Source organism: Achromobacter sp. K91 (genome assembly GCF_003576205.1).
Taxonomy (GTDB): Bacteria; Pseudomonadota; Gammaproteobacteria; order Burkholderiales; family Burkholderiaceae_B; genus Achromobacter; species Achromobacter aegrifaciens.
The window spans coordinates 78,417-95,859 of sequence record NZ_QWFB01000052.1; the positions used below are offsets into that span (position 1 = coordinate 78,417).

Annotated in this window: 18 protein-coding genes; 8 read left to right on the forward strand and 10 right to left on the reverse strand. The window is 67.2% G+C overall.

Going from position 1 to position 17,443, the window contains the following annotated elements; all coding sequences use genetic code 11:
* Window positions 1-42: 42 nt before the first annotated feature.
* The 3 genes from DXK93_RS25225 to DXK93_RS25235 all read right to left on the reverse strand — a co-directional run bounded on the left by DXK93_RS25225 (window position 43) and on the right by DXK93_RS25235 (window position 3,257).
* Window positions 43-1,653: a glycosyltransferase family 39 protein gene (locus DXK93_RS25225; RefSeq protein WP_119451507.1), complete on the reverse strand. Its 1,611-nt coding sequence runs from the start codon at window positions 1,651-1,653 to the stop codon at window positions 43-45.
* Window positions 1,654-1,842: 189 nt separating this feature from the next.
* Complete coding sequence (fetB, locus tag DXK93_RS25230) at window positions 1,843-2,640, reverse strand: iron export ABC transporter permease subunit FetB (RefSeq protein ID WP_054454515.1); 798 nt, start codon at window positions 2,638-2,640, stop codon at window positions 1,843-1,845.
* The gene (locus DXK93_RS25235) at window positions 2,631-3,257 is read right to left on the reverse strand and encodes an ATP-binding cassette domain-containing protein (RefSeq protein ID WP_119451508.1); all 627 of its coding nucleotides are present in this window, start codon (window positions 3,255-3,257) and stop codon (window positions 2,631-2,633) included. Before DXK93_RS25235 ends, fetB begins: the two co-directional genes overlap by 10 nt.
* Window positions 3,258-3,401: 144 nt before the next feature.
* Between DXK93_RS25235 and DXK93_RS25240 the strand changes: the two genes are divergently transcribed.
* On the forward strand, window positions 3,402-3,812 hold the full coding sequence (locus DXK93_RS25240; protein ID WP_147400278.1) for a hypothetical protein: 411 nt from the start codon (window positions 3,402-3,404) through the stop codon (window positions 3,810-3,812).
* Window positions 3,813-3,874: 62 nt separating this feature from the next.
* On the opposite strand, the gene DXK93_RS25245 is transcribed toward DXK93_RS25240, so the two are convergent.
* The 4 genes from DXK93_RS25245 to DXK93_RS25260 form a co-directional block, all read right to left on the reverse strand.
* Window positions 3,875-4,627, reverse strand: a complete 753-nt coding sequence (locus DXK93_RS25245; RefSeq protein WP_054454542.1) for an amino acid ABC transporter ATP-binding protein — start codon at window positions 4,625-4,627, stop codon at window positions 3,875-3,877.
* Window positions 4,628-4,649: 22 nt separating this feature from the next.
* Window positions 4,650-5,303 (reverse strand): amino acid ABC transporter permease, encoded by a 654-nt coding sequence (locus DXK93_RS25250; RefSeq protein ID WP_054454544.1) that lies wholly within the window; start codon window positions 5,301-5,303, stop codon window positions 4,650-4,652.
* A gap of 143 nt (window positions 5,304-5,446) precedes the next feature.
* Complete coding sequence (locus DXK93_RS25255) at window positions 5,447-6,238, reverse strand: amino acid ABC transporter substrate-binding protein (protein ID WP_054454547.1); 792 nt, start codon at window positions 6,236-6,238, stop codon at window positions 5,447-5,449.
* A gap of 116 nt (window positions 6,239-6,354) precedes the next feature.
* On the reverse strand, window positions 6,355-7,227 hold the full coding sequence (locus DXK93_RS25260; protein ID WP_054454549.1) for a LysR family transcriptional regulator: 873 nt from the start codon (window positions 7,225-7,227) through the stop codon (window positions 6,355-6,357).
* A gap of 185 nt (window positions 7,228-7,412) precedes the next feature.
* Here DXK93_RS25260 and DXK93_RS25265 point away from each other — a divergent pair, with 185 nt between their 5' ends.
* The 7 genes from DXK93_RS25265 to argE are packed head-to-tail and all read left to right on the forward strand — an operon-like array spanning window position 7,413 to window position 12,955.
* Entirely contained in the window at window positions 7,413-8,264 is an 852-nt protein-coding gene (locus tag DXK93_RS25265) for a transporter substrate-binding domain-containing protein (protein ID WP_119451510.1), read from the forward strand.
* A gap of 11 nt (window positions 8,265-8,275) precedes the next feature.
* A complete protein-coding gene (locus DXK93_RS25270; RefSeq protein WP_054454554.1) occupies window positions 8,276-8,956 on the forward strand; it encodes an amino acid ABC transporter permease in 681 nt (226 codons plus the stop codon).
* The gene (locus DXK93_RS25275; protein WP_088140317.1) at window positions 8,946-9,608 is read left to right on the forward strand and encodes an amino acid ABC transporter permease; all 663 of its coding nucleotides are present in this window, start codon (window positions 8,946-8,948) and stop codon (window positions 9,606-9,608) included. The genes DXK93_RS25270 and DXK93_RS25275 overlap by 11 nt, the downstream gene beginning before the upstream one ends.
* Before the next feature lie 27 nt (window positions 9,609-9,635).
* Window positions 9,636-10,595: an agmatinase gene (locus DXK93_RS25280; RefSeq protein WP_054454560.1), complete on the forward strand. Its 960-nt coding sequence runs from the start codon at window positions 9,636-9,638 to the stop codon at window positions 10,593-10,595.
* Window positions 10,596-10,609: 14 nt separating this feature from the next.
* On the forward strand, window positions 10,610-11,335 hold the full coding sequence (locus DXK93_RS25285; protein ID WP_054454887.1) for an amino acid ABC transporter ATP-binding protein: 726 nt from the start codon (window positions 10,610-10,612) through the stop codon (window positions 11,333-11,335).
* 45 nt (window positions 11,336-11,380) lie between these two features.
* Window positions 11,381-11,791 (forward strand): RidA family protein, encoded by a 411-nt coding sequence (locus DXK93_RS25290; RefSeq protein ID WP_119451512.1) that lies wholly within the window; start codon window positions 11,381-11,383, stop codon window positions 11,789-11,791.
* Between the two features lie 12 nt (window positions 11,792-11,803).
* Window positions 11,804-12,955 (forward strand): acetylornithine deacetylase, encoded by a 1,152-nt coding sequence (gene argE / locus DXK93_RS25295; protein WP_119451513.1) that lies wholly within the window; start codon window positions 11,804-11,806, stop codon window positions 12,953-12,955.
* 60 nt (window positions 12,956-13,015) lie between these two features.
* On the opposite strand, the gene DXK93_RS25300 is transcribed toward argE, so the two are convergent.
* The 3 genes from DXK93_RS25300 to DXK93_RS25310 all read right to left on the reverse strand — a co-directional run bounded on the left by DXK93_RS25300 (window position 13,016) and on the right by DXK93_RS25310 (window position 17,390).
* On the reverse strand, window positions 13,016-13,978 hold the full coding sequence (locus DXK93_RS25300) for a tripartite tricarboxylate transporter substrate binding protein (protein WP_233564611.1): 963 nt from the start codon (window positions 13,976-13,978) through the stop codon (window positions 13,016-13,018).
* A gap of 134 nt (window positions 13,979-14,112) precedes the next feature.
* The gene (locus tag DXK93_RS25305) at window positions 14,113-15,708 is read right to left on the reverse strand and encodes a sulfatase-like hydrolase/transferase (protein WP_119451514.1); all 1,596 of its coding nucleotides are present in this window, start codon (window positions 15,706-15,708) and stop codon (window positions 14,113-14,115) included.
* Complete coding sequence (locus tag DXK93_RS25310; protein WP_119451515.1) at window positions 15,705-17,390, reverse strand: bifunctional 3-(3-hydroxy-phenyl)propionate/3-hydroxycinnamic acid hydroxylase; 1,686 nt, start codon at window positions 17,388-17,390, stop codon at window positions 15,705-15,707. The genes DXK93_RS25305 and DXK93_RS25310 overlap by 4 nt, the downstream gene beginning before the upstream one ends.
* Window positions 17,391-17,443 lie beyond the last annotated feature (53 nt).

Consider the following 17,443-nt stretch of genomic DNA (forward strand, 5'->3'; position numbering starts at 1 on the left):
CGGCAGCCCTCGGGCAGCCGGCCTTTTTTCATGCGCTCGGGTTCAGGGCCTGGGCTGCGGCATTGGGGTCGGATTGGCGGACGGCAGACCGGCGCACGCACGCTGGCGGAACGCCGCGTCCACGTCGATGCGCCAAATACTCCGCTTCTCGCTTGCAAGCCGCGCGGCCACGCCGTTGAGTACGGGATATCGTCCGCCGTCCTCCTTCTGGCCCCAGATCCAGAAACGCGCCCCGTCGGCGGCCTCGCACATGCGCAGACGCAAGTCCTGGTCGTCGATCAGCACGCGCTTGCCCGTGGCCGGATCGAATTGCGCCGCGTCGTACAGCTCCTTGCGCCAGTTGTCCCGCTTGGGGATATCGGGGTTCCGCCAGTCGTCGACGATCCAGGCGGGCTCGCGGGCCCGGGTATAGAAACCCAGGTCGAAGGGCAAGGCATGCAGCGCGACCTGTATGTCTTGCGGCTGCATTTCGCCGCGCAGTTCCCGCGCCTGCGGCCCCGCGCTGCCGCGCGGATTCGATGCCCCGACGATGACCGCGGCCACGCAGATCACGGCCGACACCCCGGCGGCGATCCAGACGCCCCTGTGCTTGCCCGCCGCCCAGGCAGGCGCGATACGCTCGCTGACCAGGAACGCCAGCGGCGGAAACACCGGCAGCACATAGCCGATCAGCTTGGAATGCGGGATGGAAAAGAACACAATCACGACCGCCATCCAGATCGCCGCCAGGCGGCGCAGGCCCTGCGGATCGGCTTCGCGCCAGTAAGACGGCCTGAAGACCGACGCGCCCCAAATCGACCACGGCAGCGCCAACCCCGCCACGATGGGCAGGTAGAACCAGAACGGCTGCGCGTTGTTGAAGCCTCCCTGCGAAAAACGCTCGAACTGCTGGTAGACGAAGAAGTACTGGTAGAAGCCGGGATAACGCAGCTCCATCAGCCAGAACCAGGGCACCGCCACTGCCGCGAACGCCAGCAAGGCTGGCACCCACAGCAAGGCGCGCACGCCGGGCCAGTCGCGGCGCAGCAGCAGCCAGGCCAGCACGATGGCGCCGGGCAGCGCCACTCCGATCAGTCCCTTGGCCAGCACCGCCAGCGCAGCCAGCACGCCCGTGGCCACCGACATCGCGCGGAACGGCCGCCCCGCGGCGCGGCGCAAGACGGCGTCGGCGGCTGCCAGCACGCACAGCGTGATCATGCTGGCCACCAGCATGTCCATATTGGCGAACTGGGCGGCGCCGAAGAACAGCGGCATCATGCCCAGGATCACCACGGCCCAACGCGCTTGCGCGGCATTGCGGTAGCGCGCCACGAAGGCATAGAGCCCGGCGCCCGCGCTCCAGGCGCCCAGCAGCGACGGCAGCCGCGCACTGAATTCGTGCACGCCGAACAGCACATAGCTGATCTGGGCCAGCCAGTAATACAGCGGCGGCTTGTGGAAGTACGGCATGCCGTCAAGCAGCGGCACCATGGGCGAGCCGCTGCGCAGCATCTCCCAGGCCACTCCGGCGTAACGGCCTTCGTCGGGCAAGGTCAGCCAGCGGGCCCAGGCCAGCGCGCCCAGCCAGAGAGCCAGGCACGCCAGCACCAGCCAGCCTGGAAAGGCAGCGCGGCGCGCCGCAGGCGCCATCGATGCGGTCATGGAAACGCTCATGCCCGGCGCTCCGGCAAGGCGCGCGCAGAGAGGCGGCGCTGAGCGGAAGCAAGCTGCTGCGGGGGCGCCGCGGAATGGGAAGCAAAAGGCATGGGGATCCGGGAAAGGTTCAGGAAAATGCAAGATTTCGCGCAGTATCGCCAAGCGCGCGTCAAGCTTTCATGAAATTTCCGGAAAAGCCGCCGCTTCCTAGGACGGATGCAGCCGGTCCAGCCTGAGCCGCCCGCGCTCGTCGGTCAGGCGGCGCATGGCGCCGTAGGCTGCGGCGATCGCCGCCATGCCGCTGGCGCCGCACAGCAGGAACATCAGCAGGATCTGGTACTTGGCGGCCTCGATCGGATCCATGCCGGCGATGATCTGCCCGGTCATGATGCCCGGCAGCGTGATGATGCCGGCGGCCGACATCTGGTTGATGCTGGGCACGATGCCGCGCCGCACGGATTCGCGCAGCAAGGACGAAAATGCCTCGTGCACGGTCGCGCCCAGCGCCAGCCTCGCCTCGATCGCCAGCTTTTCCCGGCGAGCGCCGGACAGCACCCCGTCCAGCGCCAGGCTGGCGGCGTTGAGCACGCTGCCCAACACGATGCCGATCAGCGCGATGGTGTAGCGCGGGTCGTACCAGGGGTCCGGACGCAGCGCCGTGTTCAGGATGAACAGCACCGTGATGACCGTGGTCCCCGCCACTGCCATCGCGCCGACCCAGCCGTTGCCGCGTTGCGTCAGCCTGGCCTTCGGGCGCGCGGCGACCTCCCTGGCCGCCAGCGCCATCATCACCGCCACCACCAGCGCCGTCAGCCAGGGGGCGGCGTGCGCGAACACGATGCGCAGAATGTGGCCGACCAGCAGCAGCTGCACCACGGTGCGCAGCGCGGCCCACAGTACCTGTCGCTGCAGGTTCAGGCGCAAGGCGAAGGAAATGCCGGCGCTGAGCAGCACCAGCAGCGAGGCTATGGCCAGGTCCGAGGCCTGCAGCTTGATCACGTCCATAGCGGCTCCAACCTGCCTTGTTCCATGCGCCAGGAACGCCGCGCAAGCCGTTCGGCCTGGGCTGGACTATGGGTCACCATCAGGATCCCCGCCCCGCCCTCCAGGTAGCGCCGCAGCTCCGCTTCGACCTGGTCCGTGGCCGCCTGGTCCAGCGCCGCGGTCGGCTCGTCCAGCAGCAGCACGCGCGGCGCCAGCGCCAATGCGCGCACCAGGCCCAGGCGCTGGCGTTCGCCCGTGGACAGTTCATGCACCAAGGCGTCCAGCTTGTCCGCGGACAGCCCCAGGCGTTGCATGATGGCCAAGGCCCGGGCGCGGTCCGTGAAATGCCGCGCGACCAGGTCGTCCCACCAGCCGGCCTCGGCCTGGCAATACATGACCTGCCGGCGCCATTCGTAGCCCCGCATGCCCGAGCGCGGCCGGCCATCCAGCAAGGCCTCGCCATGCCCAGGGTCCAGATCGGCGGTCTGGCGCAGCAACAGGGATTTGCCTGAGCCCGAAGGACCCATGATGGCTGCGCACTCGCCCGCGGCGAGATCCAGGCTGACGGGAGAGAGGCGTTCGCTGTAAATACCGCGCAGCCTGAGCAGCGGGTGGGCGTCGATGGTGGTGTTCGGCATGGATAGAGATCTTAGCGCCTGGCGCCGCCCTGCTCCTGGAGCCACATCGGCGATGCGTTACTCTCAAGTACCCCTGGGCTGCCGCGTAACATGCGGCGATGGCGCGCCGCGCATTGCAGCCTGTCTGCCTTTTCAGGAGTATCGATGGAAGTTTCCTTGAGTTGCAGAATGGGCGGTCCCGAGGCCGGAGCCGCCTGGCTCGCCAGCATCGTCCAGCTTCGGCCGAAGCTGAAGTCCGCGTTGGCGGACCTGTCCGTCAACGGCCTGGGAACCATCGACATCGAGTTGTGGATCGGCGGCAGCATCACCGACTACGGACCAGAAGGCTTTTCCTCCACCGCCAGGTACTACGCGAAAAAGGAGTCCTTGTTGCTTGCCATCTCCGTACCCAAGACGGTGGCGGCGGCCTCCCCGCAAGAGCGGCCGGAACATACCGTGGAGGACTGGCTGGCCGACGGCTTCCGTTCCGCCCAGCTCCCGCGCAGCGCCCAGAAGCTGCCCTTTGCGCTCATCGCAGAGACGGTCTGCTCTTCCCTGGGCACCTCCCGGCAATGACAAGCACCGCTGAGAAATGAAAAAGCCCGCCTGAGCGAGCCTTGTCCTGCAACGCAGACGCCTCAGAGCATATGCGCCAGGAATTCGCGGCTGCGCGCCTCTTGCGGGGCGCGGAAGAAATCCGCCGAAGGCGCTTCCTCGATAATGCGGCCTTCGTCCATGAAGATGACCCGGTGCGCGACTTCGCGCGCAAAGCCCATTTCATGAGTGACGACCAGCATGGTCATGCGTTCGTCGGCCAGCTGCTTCATGGTGCGCAGCACTTCGCCGGTCAGTTCCGGGTCCAGTGCCGAGGTGGGCTCGTCGAACAACATGATGTCCGGCTCCATGGCCAGCGCGCGGGCGATCGCCACGCGCTGCTTCTGGCCGCCGGACAGGCGCGTCGGATAGTTGTCGCGCTTGTTCAGCAGGCCGACCTTGCGCAGCAGCTCTTCCGCCTTGGGAACGATCTGGGCGCGGCTCATCCCCTTGACGGTGATGGGCGCCTCGATGATGTTCTGCAGCACGGTCATGTGCGGGAACAGGTTGAACGACTGGAACACCATGCCCATCTTGCGGCAGATACGGCGCACGTCGGCGTCGCTGGCGTACTGGCTGCGTCCGCCCGGCACGGCCCGGGCCATGGCCTCGCCTTCGACCTCGATGCTGCCCTCGTCGATGGTTTCCAGATGGTTCAGGCAGCGCAGGAAGGTGCTCTTGCCGGAGCCGGACGGTCCGATCACCGCCACAACTTCGCCCTGGCCCAGGGTCAGCGACACGCGGTCCAGCACGCGGTTGGAGCCGAACGACTTGATGATTTCGCGGGCCTCGATCATGACGGGACGCGCGGACGGAGAATTACTGGTCATATTTGGCATAGCGCTTTTCCATGTGCTGGAAGAACCACGTCAGGATCAGCGTCATGATGAGATAGAAGGCGGCGGCAACCAGGAACGGCGTGGTCGTGAAGTCGCGCTGCACGATGCCGCGCGCGGTGCGCAGAATGTCGTTGAGCGCCAGTACGTAGATGAGCGAGGTGTCCTTGACCAGCGTGATGGTCTCGTTGCTCATGGGCGGCAGCACCCGCTGCACCATCTGCGGCAGCACGATGCGGCGCAGGGTCTGCAGATAAGTCATGCCCAGGACCTTGCTGCCCTCGTACTGGCCGCGGTCCACCGACTGGATGCCGGCGCGGAAGATCTCGGCGAAATAGGCCGCGTAGTTCAGCGCGAAGGCCACCACGGCGGCGGGAAAGTCCGGCAGACGGATGCCGATCACAGGCACGAACGGCAGCGCGAAGTAGATGAACAGCATCTGCAGCATCAGCGGCGTGCCGCGCATGAGCCAGATGTAGCCGTTAACCAGGCTGCTGGCCAGCCGCCATTTGGAAATCCGCACCAGCGCCAGCACCAGGCCCAGCGGGACGGCCAGCGCCAGCGTGATGAAAAACAGCGTCAAGGTGACTTTCGCGCCTTGCGCCAGTGGCCCCAATAGGGAGAGTACGTAGTCCATGCTTGGGTTCGCGCCGTCAGCGTCCGCGGACGCCAGGGCAAGATCGTTTCATGAGTAAGCCCGCCTGGCGCATGGCGCCGCGGCGGGCTGCGAAATACAGGCCGGGACGCCCGGGCCCAATGGCCGCGGACGCCGCCCGCCCCTTACTTGATGATGTTGGCGCCGAACCACTGGGTGGCGATGCGGCCGGCGGTGCCGTCCTGCTTCATCGAATCCAGGGTCTTGTCCAGCTTGCCCAGCAGCTCGGTGTCGTCCTTGCGCACGCCGACGCCGTAGTCTTCGGTGCCGAAGTTCTCGTCCAGGACGCGGTATTCGCCGGCGCGCTTGCTGATCAGGTAGCGGCCCACCACTTCGTCCACCACGATGGCGTCCAGGCGGCCGGCGGCCAGGTCCATCAGCGCGGTGACGTTGTCGCCGAACTTCTTGACTTCCTTGATCTGGGCGGCGACTGGGTCCTTGGCGATGGCGTCGGTGGCGCTGCTGCCGTCCTGGGCGCCCACGACCTTGCCCGCCAGGTCAGCCTTGAGCTTCACGGGCGAGGCGTTGCCGACGATGATGATCTGGTGGTTGGCCATGTAGGGCGCGGTGAAGCTGATGTTCTTCTTGCGCTCTTCGGTGATGGTCAGGCCGTTCCACAGCACGTCGACGCGCTTGCCGTTGAGTTCGGCTTCCTTGGCGCTCCAGTCGATGGGCTTGAACTCCACTTCCAGGCCCAGGCGCTTGCTGGCTTCCTTGGCCATGTCGATGTCAAAACCGACGATCTGGTTGTTCGAATCGCGGAAACCCATCGGCGGGAAGTTGTCATCCAGGCCAACCACGACCTTCTTGGCGGCGGCAGGCGCCTGCGCGCTGGCGGCGGGCGCATTGTCGCTGGGACCGCAAGCGGTCAGCAGCGCGGTTGCGGAAGCGAGGAGTACAGCTGTCAGTTTTTTCATCGTTATGGATGCGCCGGGCGCAAGAATGAAGAATGCCGGAATGGCCAGTCAAAAAGCCGCGAGCCGGTATTTTAGCCTCCCCCGCGACCGCGGGCGCGGACCCGGGCTGGCGTGCGCTATTGCGCCGGGTGGAAACGCTCCAGCAGGCGCAGGAACAGTTCCACGGCGCGCGAGCCCGGGCGCGACACCTCGGTGATCGCGCAGAGGGTGTTTTCGTAGGTGGGTCCGCCCGGCAGGCGGGTCAGGGCGTGGCGGCGCGAGACCGAATCTGCGTAGTGGGCGGGTAGCAGGCCCACGCAGTGACCGGACGACACCAGCATGGCGATGGCCTCCAGCCCGGTGGCCTCCGGCCCGCGGGCAAAGCCGTAAACGCCCAGCGCGTCGTGCACGAATGGGTGCGAACGGTAGACCAGCGGCAGGTCGCGGGCCTGGCGCACGCTGCCGCGCGCCACGAAGATCTGGTGGCGCTCGATGAACAGCCGCTGATAGTTGAAGCCGCTTTCCCGCCGGTACATGCCGCGGATGGCGACCTGCACCCGCCGCTCGCGCAGCGCCTGGTCCAGCTCGTTGAAGGTCATGACGGTGAGTTCGACCTTGACGTCGGGCGCCTCGACGCGCATGGCCGCCAGGGCTTCCGGGATATGGCAGTCGGCGTCGGTGATGACGTGCTCGACCATGCCGATGGACAGGGTGCCCGACAGCACGCCGCGCACCGCGTCGATTTCGGGACGGATCCGCTCCAGCGATTTCAGGGCATCGCGGGCCAGCTCCAGGGCGACCTTGCCGGCTTGCGTGAGTTCAAAGCCCGAGGGGCCGCGGTCGCACAGCCGCACGCCCAGGGTTTCCTCGACCTCGCGCACGTGCCGGCTGATGGACGCCTTGGACATGTGCAGCTGTTTTTCCGCCGCCGCGAAGCCGTTGGCCTGGGCCACGGCGCAGAAGATCCGCAGGGAACGCAGGTCGCGTTCGGTGAACTCGGGACGGGACAAGGCGGCGGCTCTGAAAAGGTATCGGTTTTCGAAACCATACCACTAAAAAAATCATTTTTCACAACCCAACCCCGCAGATACAGTGGGTCCAGCACTGGCGTCCAGGGGCGCAGACCCCGGCACATTCCGCAAGGGATATCCGCCGGCCCAGTGCCGGAACCATGACGACATACAAGGGAAAAATCATGCAGAACCTGTCCAGAAGGCGTTTTGTCGCGACCACGCTCGCAGCCGGGGCCGCGCTGGCCCTGCCCTCGCTGTCCTACGCCGAGGGCGGATCGCTGGCCGACATCAAGAAGCGCGGCAAGCTGACCGTGGGCACAGAAGCCGCCTACGAACCGTTCGAATTCGTCGAGAACGGCAAGGTCGTGGGCTATGGGCACGACGTGCTCCAGCTGATGGCGGCCAAGCTCGGCGTGCAGCTGGAACAGATGAACCTGCCGTTCCAGGGTCTGTTGCCGGGCCTGATGTCGCGCAAGTTCGATTTTGTCGCGACCAGCGTGGGCATCACCCCCGAACGCGCCCGCCGCTTCGCCTTCACCCAGCCCGTGGGCGTGGTGCGTTCGGTGCTGATGGTGCGGGTGGACGATGCGTCCATCAAGCAGGACATGGATATCGCCGGCAAGATCATCGGGACCCAGATGGGCTCGTCTTCCCAGCCGGTGGCCGAAGAATTCGAAAAGCGGCTGAAGGAAAAGAACGGCAAGGGCTATGCCGACACCAAGCTGTTCCAGGCCTACCCGGACGTCTCCAACGCCTTGGCCAACAAGACCGTGGACGTGGCGCTGATGCCCTCGAACATCGCGGCCGTGCAGATGCGCAAGCAGCCGGGAGCGTTCCGCATCGCCGGCGAGATCGGCCAGGCCAAGCTGCTGGCATGGGTCGCCAACCCCAAGGACCTGGAGATCCGCCAGTTCATCAACGACACCTTCGACGAACTACGCGCCAGCAACCAACTGCTGGAGCTGCAGAAGAAGTGGTTCGGCGCCCCCATGGACACGCCGCGCGCCAACTACCTGCCTGACGGCGCGATCTAGGCGGACCTCCCATGCTGGATTGGTTGAATCAGAACGGCGCCCTGGCGCCGTTCCTGCACGGCGTCGTCTCGGGCACGGCGATCACCCTGGCGGCATCGGTGGCGGCGTTCGCCATCGGCATCTGCCTGGGGGTCGCGCTGCTGCTGGCGCGCCTGTCCCCCTACGCGCCCTTGCGCGGGCTGGTCATGTTCTGGGTCAGCGCCATACGCGGCACGCCCGCGCTCATCCATATGCTGATCGCCTACTACGTGGTGCCGCCCCTGCTGGGCATCTCCGTGTCGCCGCTGGCGGCCGGGATCGGCGCGCTGGCCTGTAACACCAGCGCCTACATCGTCGAGATCCTGCGCGGGGCGCTGGGCACGCTGTCGCCCGGCCAGGTGGCGGCCGCGCGCGCGCTGGGCATGCGCAGCCGGCAGATCTGGCGCCACGTGCTGCTGCCGCAGGTGTTCTACCGCGCCATCCCGCCCCTGACCAGCGAACTCACCATACTGCTGAAGGCCTCGTCGCTGATGTCCATCATCGCCGTTCCGGAGCTGGCCACCGTGGCGCGCAACGCCACGCTGCAAAGCGACCTGCCGCTGCAGGTGTTCACCGTGACGGCCGCGGTGTACTTCATCATTCTTTTCTGCCTGTCGGCCGCCTCGCGCCTGTGCGAGCGCCGCGTGTCCAGGATGCTGCCCAATGCCCATTGATCTCTCCATCGTCGGGCAGTCCGTCCCGGTCCTGCTCAAGGGCCTGCGGATCACCGCCCTGGTCAGTCTCATCGGAATTCCGCTGGGCATCCTGATCGGCACGATCGCGGCCTATGCCGCGCAGTCGCGCAGCCTGCTGCGGCCAGTGGCCCTGGCCTACGTCGAACTGGTGCGCAACATCCCGTACCTGATCCTCGTGTACCTGTCGTTCTTCGGCCTGCCCAAGCTGGGGGTGCCGGCCTCGGCGATGTCGGTCGCCATCGGCTGCACCGCCTTCTACACCGGCGGCTACTTCTGCGAGGTGCTGCGCGCCGCGTTGAAGAGCGTGCCGCGCGGCCAGACCAGCGCCGCCCTGTCGCTGGGCATGACCTACTGGCAGACGCAGCGCCACATCGTCGTGCCCCAGCTGTTCGGCTTTCTCATCCCGCCCACCACCAGCCTGGTCATCATGATGTTCAAGGACTCGGCGATCTTCTCGGTGATGAGCCTGCCGGAAATGACTTACCAGAGCAATCTGCTCACGGCCAACACCTTCGCCTACCTGGAAGTGCTGGGCACCACCGCCCTCATCTACTGGGTGTGCAGCGTGCTGATGGCCGGCACGGGCCGCCGCCTGGAAACCCTGGTCCGCCGCAAGACGCGCCAGGCCTGATCCTCCCACCATCAAGGAAACGAGAACATGAGCACCTATACGGTCCCTCCCCGCACCGGCCACCCCACCCTGCTGTACTCCACGCTGGCGCTGGACCTGGAAAACCTGCAGGCCGATGTCGCCGTGCTGGGCATGCCCTACGGCTCGCCCTATTCGGCCGCGGACTTCAGCAACGACCAGACCAATGCGCCCACGGCGATCCGCCAGGCGACCGACCGCGTGGTGCGCCGCCCAGGGCACTACGATTTCGACATCGACGGGCCGCTGCTGCAAGGCCGCGACGACATCCGCTTCGTGGATTGCGGCGACATCATCCCCGACCTGTCCAAGCCCCGCGGCGAACACTATGAACGCGCCGAGGCCGCGGTGCGGCGCATCGCCGCCGCGGGCGCCGTGCCCATCGTGCTGGGCGGCGACCACGGCATCACCACGCCCGTCCTGCGCGGCCTGGACCAGCAGGGTCCGATCACGCTGGTGCACATCGACGCCCACCTGGACTGGCGCGACGACGTCAACGGCGTGCGCGACGGGTTGTCCAGCCCTATCCGGCGCGCCTCCGAAATGGCGCACGTGGACCGCATCATCCAGATCGGCCTGCGCGCCCAGGGCAGCGGCCGCCCCGAAGAGCTGGAAGCGGCGCGCGCCTATGGCGCCGAACTGGTCACCGCGTACGAACTGCATGACATCGGCATGGACGCGGTGCTCGAGCGCATTCCGGACGGCGGCAATTACTACCTGACCATCGACGCCGACGGCATGGATCCCGCCACCATGCCGGCGGTCGCCGGCCCGGCCCCGGGCGGCGTCACCTTCGTCCAGGCCCGCAAGCTGATCCACGGCCTGGTGCGCAAGGGCCGCGTGGTGGGCATGGACATCGTCGAAATCCAGCCCGAAAAGGACCTGAACCAGATTTCCTGCATCACGGCCGGCCGGCTGATCCTCAATCTCATCGGCGCGTCCATCCGCGCAGGGCATTACGACAAATGAACGCGCCCGCCCCCATCATCGAAATCCGCGGCGTGGACAAGTTCTACGGCAGCCACCAGGTGCTCAAGCAATGCTCGACGCGCGTGAACCGGGGCGAGATCGTGGTGGTCTGCGGGCCGTCCGGCTCCGGCAAATCCACCCTCATCAAGACCGTCAACGCGCTCGAACCGATCCAGGCAGGCGACATCCTGATCGACGGCGCCTCGGTGACGGGCGCCACCGACCTGCCCAAGCTGCGCACCAAGGTCGGCATGGTGTTCCAGCACTTCGAGCTGTTTCCGCACCTGGACATCATGCGCAACCTGACCCTGGCGCAGCAGATCGTGCTAGGACGGGATATCGGCTCGGCCCGCGCCAAGGCCGGCGCGCTGCTGGAACGCGTGGGCCTGTCCGCCCATGCCGGCAAGCATCCGGGCCAGCTGTCCGGCGGCCAGCAGCAGCGCGTAGCCATCGCCCGCGCGCTCTCGATGGATCCGATGGCCATGCTGTTTGACGAACCGACCTCCGCGCTGGACCCCGAGATGGTCAATGAAGTGCTGGACGTGATGGTGGAGCTGGCCGAGGAAGGCATGACCATGATGGTCGTCACCCATGAGATGGGCTTTGCGCGCCGCGTGGCCAATCGCGTGGTCTTCATGGAAGACGGCGCCATCATCGAGGACTGCCCCACGGACAGCTTCTTCCGCGACGCGGCCAGCCCCCAGGCGCGCCGTTTTCTTTCCAAGATCCTTCCCCACTGACGGCCGGATAGCCGCCAGATCCATCCGCCCGCATCAGGACTCAATATGGCCCACACCCGCATCCGCAAATTCAATACTCGCCAAACCTATCCCGAACAACGCCTGGACAACGACCTGTGCCAAGCCGTGATCGCCGGCAACACCGTGTTCCTGCGCGGCCAGATCGGCCAGGACCTGGACACCCGGGAATCGGTGGGCGTCGGCGACGTGGCCGCCCAGGCCGAAAAAGCCATGGCCAACGTCGCCATGCTGCTGCAGGAATGCGGCAGCGAACTCTCGCACATATGCAAGCTCACCGTCTATCTGGTCGACGTGCGCTACCGCGAAGAGGTCTACAACGTGGTTGGCCGCTGGCTCAAGGGCGTGTTCCCCGTCTCCACCGGTATCGTGGTCTCGGCCCTGGCACGGCCCGAATGGCTGGTGGAAATCGACGTGACCGCGGTCATTCCGGGCTGAGGCGGCAACGCCATGCCTACCGCTTCCGAGGCGCTGCTGGCGCGCCTGATCGCCTTCGACACGGTGACCCTCACGCCCAACCTGGCGCTGATCGAGGCCGTGCGCGAACTGCTGGCGGCGCACGGCATTGCCTGCACGCTGGTTCGCAGCGACGACGGCACCCGCGCCAACCTGCACGCGTCCGTCGGCCCCGCCGATGTTCCGGGCGTGCTGCTGTCGGGACATACCGACGTGGTGCCCGCCGCCGGACAGGCCTGGACCGTGCCGCCCTTCGCGCTGACCGAGCGCAACGGGCTCTTGTATGGCCGCGGCGCAGCGGACATGAAGGGCTTCGTGGCCTGTGCCGTCAACGCGATGCTGCTGGCCAGCAACCGTCCGTTGCGGCGGCCGCTGCAGCTGGCGCTGTCCTACGACGAGGAGATCGGCTGCGTCGGCGTGCGCCGGCTGCTGGACGTCATGGAAATGGCGCCCACCCGGCCCGCGCTGTGCATCGTGGGCGAACCGACCTCCATGCAGATCGCCACCGGCCATAAGGGCAAGATGGCCTTGCGCGCCGTCTGCCAGGGACTCGAAGGCCATTCCGCGCTGGCGCCGCGGGCGCTGAACGCCATCCATCTGGCGTGCGACATGGTCGGCGCCATGCGCGCCCTGCAGGACGAGCTGCAAGCCCATGGCGCGCGCGACCCGGCCTATGAGGTGCCCTATGCAACCGTCCACGCGGGCTGCATCCACGGCGGACGCGCCTTGAACATCGTGCCCAACGAATGCGCGGTCGACTTCGAGATCCGGCATCTGGCCCAGGACGATCCCGACGCGCTGCTTGCGCCCTTGCGCCAGGCGGCCGAGGACATCCGCGATCAGGCGCGCCTGCGTGCGCCCGCCGCGGATATCCGGATAGAGCAGATCAACGCCTATCCGGGGCTGGACACGCATCCGGCCAGCGAGGCCGTGCGTTTCGTGGAATCCCTGCTGCCCGCCGGGACCGGCAAGACCAAGGTGGCTTTCGGCACCGAGGGCGGGCTGTTCACCCGGCACCTGGACGTCCCCGTGGTGGTGTGCGGTCCGGGATCCATCACGCAAGCCCACAAGCCCGACGAATTCATCTCGCGCGCGCAACTCGCCGAGTGCGATGCATTCCTGGAACGGCTGTTGGCGGCGCTATAGCGCCGGCCCCGGCGTTTCCACGTCCCGGGACGCCACCCGCGGCGGCGCCGGGACGCGTGCTCAATCCGGCTTGATGCCAGCGGACTTGATCAGGGTTTCATAGCGGCCGGCCTCTTCCTTCATGGCAGCCAGCGTGGCCTGGGGCGTGGAGCCGCGCACCAGCAGGCCACGCGCTTCGTAGGTCTGGCGAAACGCCGGATCCGCCGTGACCGTCGTCACCGCCTGGTTGATCCGCGCCACCAGCTCGTCCGGCGTCTTGCCGGGAGCGAACAGGGTAAAGACCGTGGACGGGATGCTGCCGGCCTTGCCGCCCGCTTCCTGCAGCGTCGGCACGTCGGGCATCATCGCCGCCCGCTGCGAAGCGCCGGCGACCAGCACGCGGATCTTGCCGGCCTTGTACTGTTCCGACACCGCCAGGCCGCCAGCCATGACGCTGTCCACGTCGCCAGCCATGGTCGCGGTCATGGCCGGCGCCACGCCCTTGAACGGCACATAGGTGAACTGCACGCCTTCGGCGCTGGCCAGCATGGCCATGCCCAGATGGTTCACGTGGCCCTGGCCGCCGGTGCCGACGTTGATGCGTTGCGGATTGGCCCGGGCGTAGTCGATGAATTCCTTGTAGGTCTTGGCCGGAAAGGCATTGCTGACCGCCACGTACAGCTGCACCTGGCCCAGGTCGGTGACCGGCTTGAAATCCTCCTGCCACCGGTACGGCACCTTGGCGTACAGGAAGGGATTGGTCTCGAGCGCCAGGCGGTCGACCATCAGCAAGGTATTGCCGTCACCCGCCGCCTTGGCGACGTAATCGCTGCCGATGATGGCGTTGGCGCCGGGGCGGTTTTCCACCACCACGGTCTTGCCGCTCTCTTTGAAGAGGCGGTTGCCCAGGTCGCGCGCCAGCACGTCGGGTTCGGTGCCGGGCGGATACGGCACCACGATCTTCACGGTGTCCGACGGCCAGGACTGGGCCGCGGCCTGGCCGGCCGGCACTAGCGCCAGCGCGGCCCACAGGACGGGTTGCAAACAACAACGGTACGGCGATCCCATGGTACTTCCCCTTGTATATGTCGTTTCCCGGAATAGTCCGGCGACTGAGTTGCCGCTCCGGGCCAGGACGGACCCGGGCGGCTGGAAATCCAGATCAGGACCGGTCCGCTTCACCAGCGGCCGATCAGAATGCCCATCATCCGTTCGTGCGCATGCGTGCGCTCGCGTACTTCCTCGTCGGTCTCGGTGGCGCGGCGCTTGAGGCCTTCATGCCAGTCCAGCAGCGCCGAGCGCATCCGTGCCGCCACCGGCGCCATGCCCGGATCGGCGCCCAGGTCATGCAGCTCGCCCGGGTCGTCGCGCAGGTCGAACAATTGCGCGGGATAGCCCTGCCAATGCAGGTACTTGTAGCGCTCGTCGCGCACCATCAGGCCGGTGCACTCGCGTTCGCCGCGTCCCAGGAACAGGCGCGCCTCGCGGTAGGCGTAGTCCAGGCTGCCCACCACGTACTCGCGCGCGGACGGCGCGGACTCCGACACGCCGCGGATGCCCGGCAGCAGCGAGCGGCCCTCGATGCGGTGTTCCTGGCCCGGCAGCGCCAGCGCCTCCAGCACCGTCGGGACGACGTCTATGCATTCGACGAATGCGTCGCTGCGGCTGCCGCGGGTCGCGTCGGCGGCCGGCGCCGGGTCATAGACCAGGCAAGGCACGCGCATCGCGCTGTCGTAGAAGTACTCCTTTTCGCCCAGCCAGTGGTCGCCCAGGTGATCGCCGTGGTCAGAGGTGAAGAGGATCAGCGTGTCCTTGAGCCGGCCGCTGCGCTCCAGGAAGTCCAGCACCCGGCCGATCTGGTCGTCGATCTGCTTGACCAGCCCCATGTAGACCGGCCGTACGCTGCGCCAGACTTCGTCGCGGGCGAAGGACTGCGACTCTTCCAGCCGCTGGTAGGCGCCATGCACAGGATGGGGGCGCTCCCGCTCCGCCTGCGAGCGCACGGGCGCCGCGCAGTCTTCCGCGCCGTACATGGCGTGGTATGGCGCCGGCGCCTTGTACGGCCAGTGCGGCTTGATGTAGGAAAGATGCAGCGCCCAGGGCTTGTCGCCCTGCCCCTGCATGAAGTCCAGTGCGCGGTCCGTGAGATAGGCCGTCTCGGAATCCGCCGCGTCCACGCGGGCGGGCAGCGGCGCGTTGCGCATCAGCCAGCCGCTGGCGATGCTACCGTCGGCCGCCTGGCTGCCCACCACGTAGTCTTCCCAGGGGCATTCGCTGTCGTAGCCGCGTTCGCGCAGGTAGCGGCGGTATGGGCTGTCCTTGGCCAGTTCGAAATGGCCGTCGTAACGCTCGATCGGCAGGAAGCCGCCTTGCAGGAAACGTTGCTCGTCCTCGGCCGCATAGCCTTTGCCCCGCAATCCGGCGCGGTCGGGCACGAAGTGCGTCTTGCCCAGCAGGTGCAGCGGCAGTCCGGCCTGGGCCAGGTATTCGCCCAGGCACCATTCGTCCACCGGATGCGGCACCCGGTTCCAGGTGACGCGGTGCGACAGCGGATAGCGGCCGGTGTAGTAGGACGCGCGCGACGGGCCGCAGACCGCGGACGTCACGTAGGCGCGGTCGTACTGAACGCCCATGCGTGCCAGCCGGTCGATGTGGGGCGTGCGCAAGGCGCCGGCTCCGCCATAACAGGAAAGGTGATCCGCGCGCAGTTGGTCGCACATGATGAACAGCACGTTGCGGACCGGGTTGCCCGCGGGCTGGACCGGTGCGTTCATGGCTGCGCTCCGTTCAGGATCGCCCCGGGCGCGTGCGACGGCTTGCCTGTCGGCTGCGCGGCCATTTGGGTTGCCCCGGGTACGAAGCGGGCGGCGAAGCGACCCAGGGCGTCGGCGGCGTCCGCGCTGCGGCCCAGCGCCGCGACGTAGCGGTCCGGCCGCACCAGCACCCAGTCCGCGCGGGTGCGCTGGAACCAGAAATGCAGCGCGTTCTCCGTATCCTGCAACACGGGCAAGGCGCCGGCTTGCAGTTCGTCGGGATCGCAGCCGCTGCGCGCGCGCTGCGCCGCCACGTAGCGGCAGCCCAGCTTGTCCAGCTGCGCCCGCAGGGCCGGCGGCAGCCCTGCGCGCGGATCGCGGCGCCAGCCTATCAGCGCGAAGCCTGCGCCCAGCGCTTCGTCCAGGCGCAGCGTGGCGCCGTTCTCGCATTCAACCAGCGGCTGGATGAACATGCGGCCGATGCACTCGCGCTGCGTCTTGTCGGCGCTGTCGCCCACCACGCCGCGGCTATAGCGCGGCATGGGTTTGAACTTCATTTGCAGCACATAGTCGCGGATCTTCGGAATATTCCGGATCGACAGGAAGAACGTGTCGCGCAGCGCCGCCAGTACCGGGTTGGTCTGCGACAGCATGGCGCCGAACATGTCGGCCAGCGAAATCATGGCGCGGGCATGGCTGTGGCGTTCGTCGTGGTAGCTCTGCAAGGCGGCCGGGTCCAGGCGGCCCTGCACGATCCAGGCCACCTTCCAGGCCAGGTTGAAAGCGTCGCGCAGACCGGCGTTCAGGCCCTGGCCGATCCAGGGCGGGGTCAGGTGCGCGGCGTCGCCCGCCAGACAGACGCGGCCCGAGACGAAAGTACGCGCCACGCGGGAATTGTGGGTATAGACGCGGGCGCGGATGACGTTCAACCTGGCCGGGTCGGCCACGTGATGGCGCAGCAGTTCCTGCACCTTTTCCGGCTGCAGCATCTGCTCGCCGTCCTCGCCCGGAAACAGCATGAACTCCCAGCGCCGCAGGCCGTAAGGCAGGCGCAGGCAGACATAGGGGCGGCGCGGCTCGCAATGCAGCGCGGTATAAGGGGCGTCCAGCGGGTCCTGGTCGCATTCGATGACCACCCATTTGCGCGGATGCGTATTGCCGTCGAAGGGCAATTGCAGAAGGCGTTCGCGCACTGTGCTGCGCCCGCCGTCGGCGGCCAGCAGGTATTGCGTGCGGATCTCGCGCTCGGCGCCCTCGGCATCGCGCACCCGCACCGTGACGCCGCGCTCGTCCTGCGCCAGCGACAGCAGCTCGCTGCCCAGTTCCAGCGTCACATGGGGAAAGCGCCGCAGACCGGCGCGCAGGGTGCGTTCGCCCAGCGGCTGCGAAAACAGATTGCGGCGATACCAGCCGAACTCGCGCGTGGCCGGCAGGATCTCGGCAAAGCAGCGCTTGGTCCGCGTGTACATGCGCATGGGCACGTTCTGGATCATGTCGCGCAGCATTTCATCGGCCAGGCCCGCGCTCTGAAAGGTGCGCATGGCTTCGTCGTCCAGGCCCACCGCGCGCGGATAGTCCAGCACGTCCTGGTTGCGTTCCAGCACCAGCGTTTCCACGCCATAACTGCCCAGCAGATTGGCCAGCGTCACGCCGACCGGCCCGGCGCCCACCACCAGCACCGGCACTTCTACGATATGCGCCATCTCGGCTCTCCCTTGGATTCTTGTCTTTTGCCTGACGGGTTGCGCTCAGACAC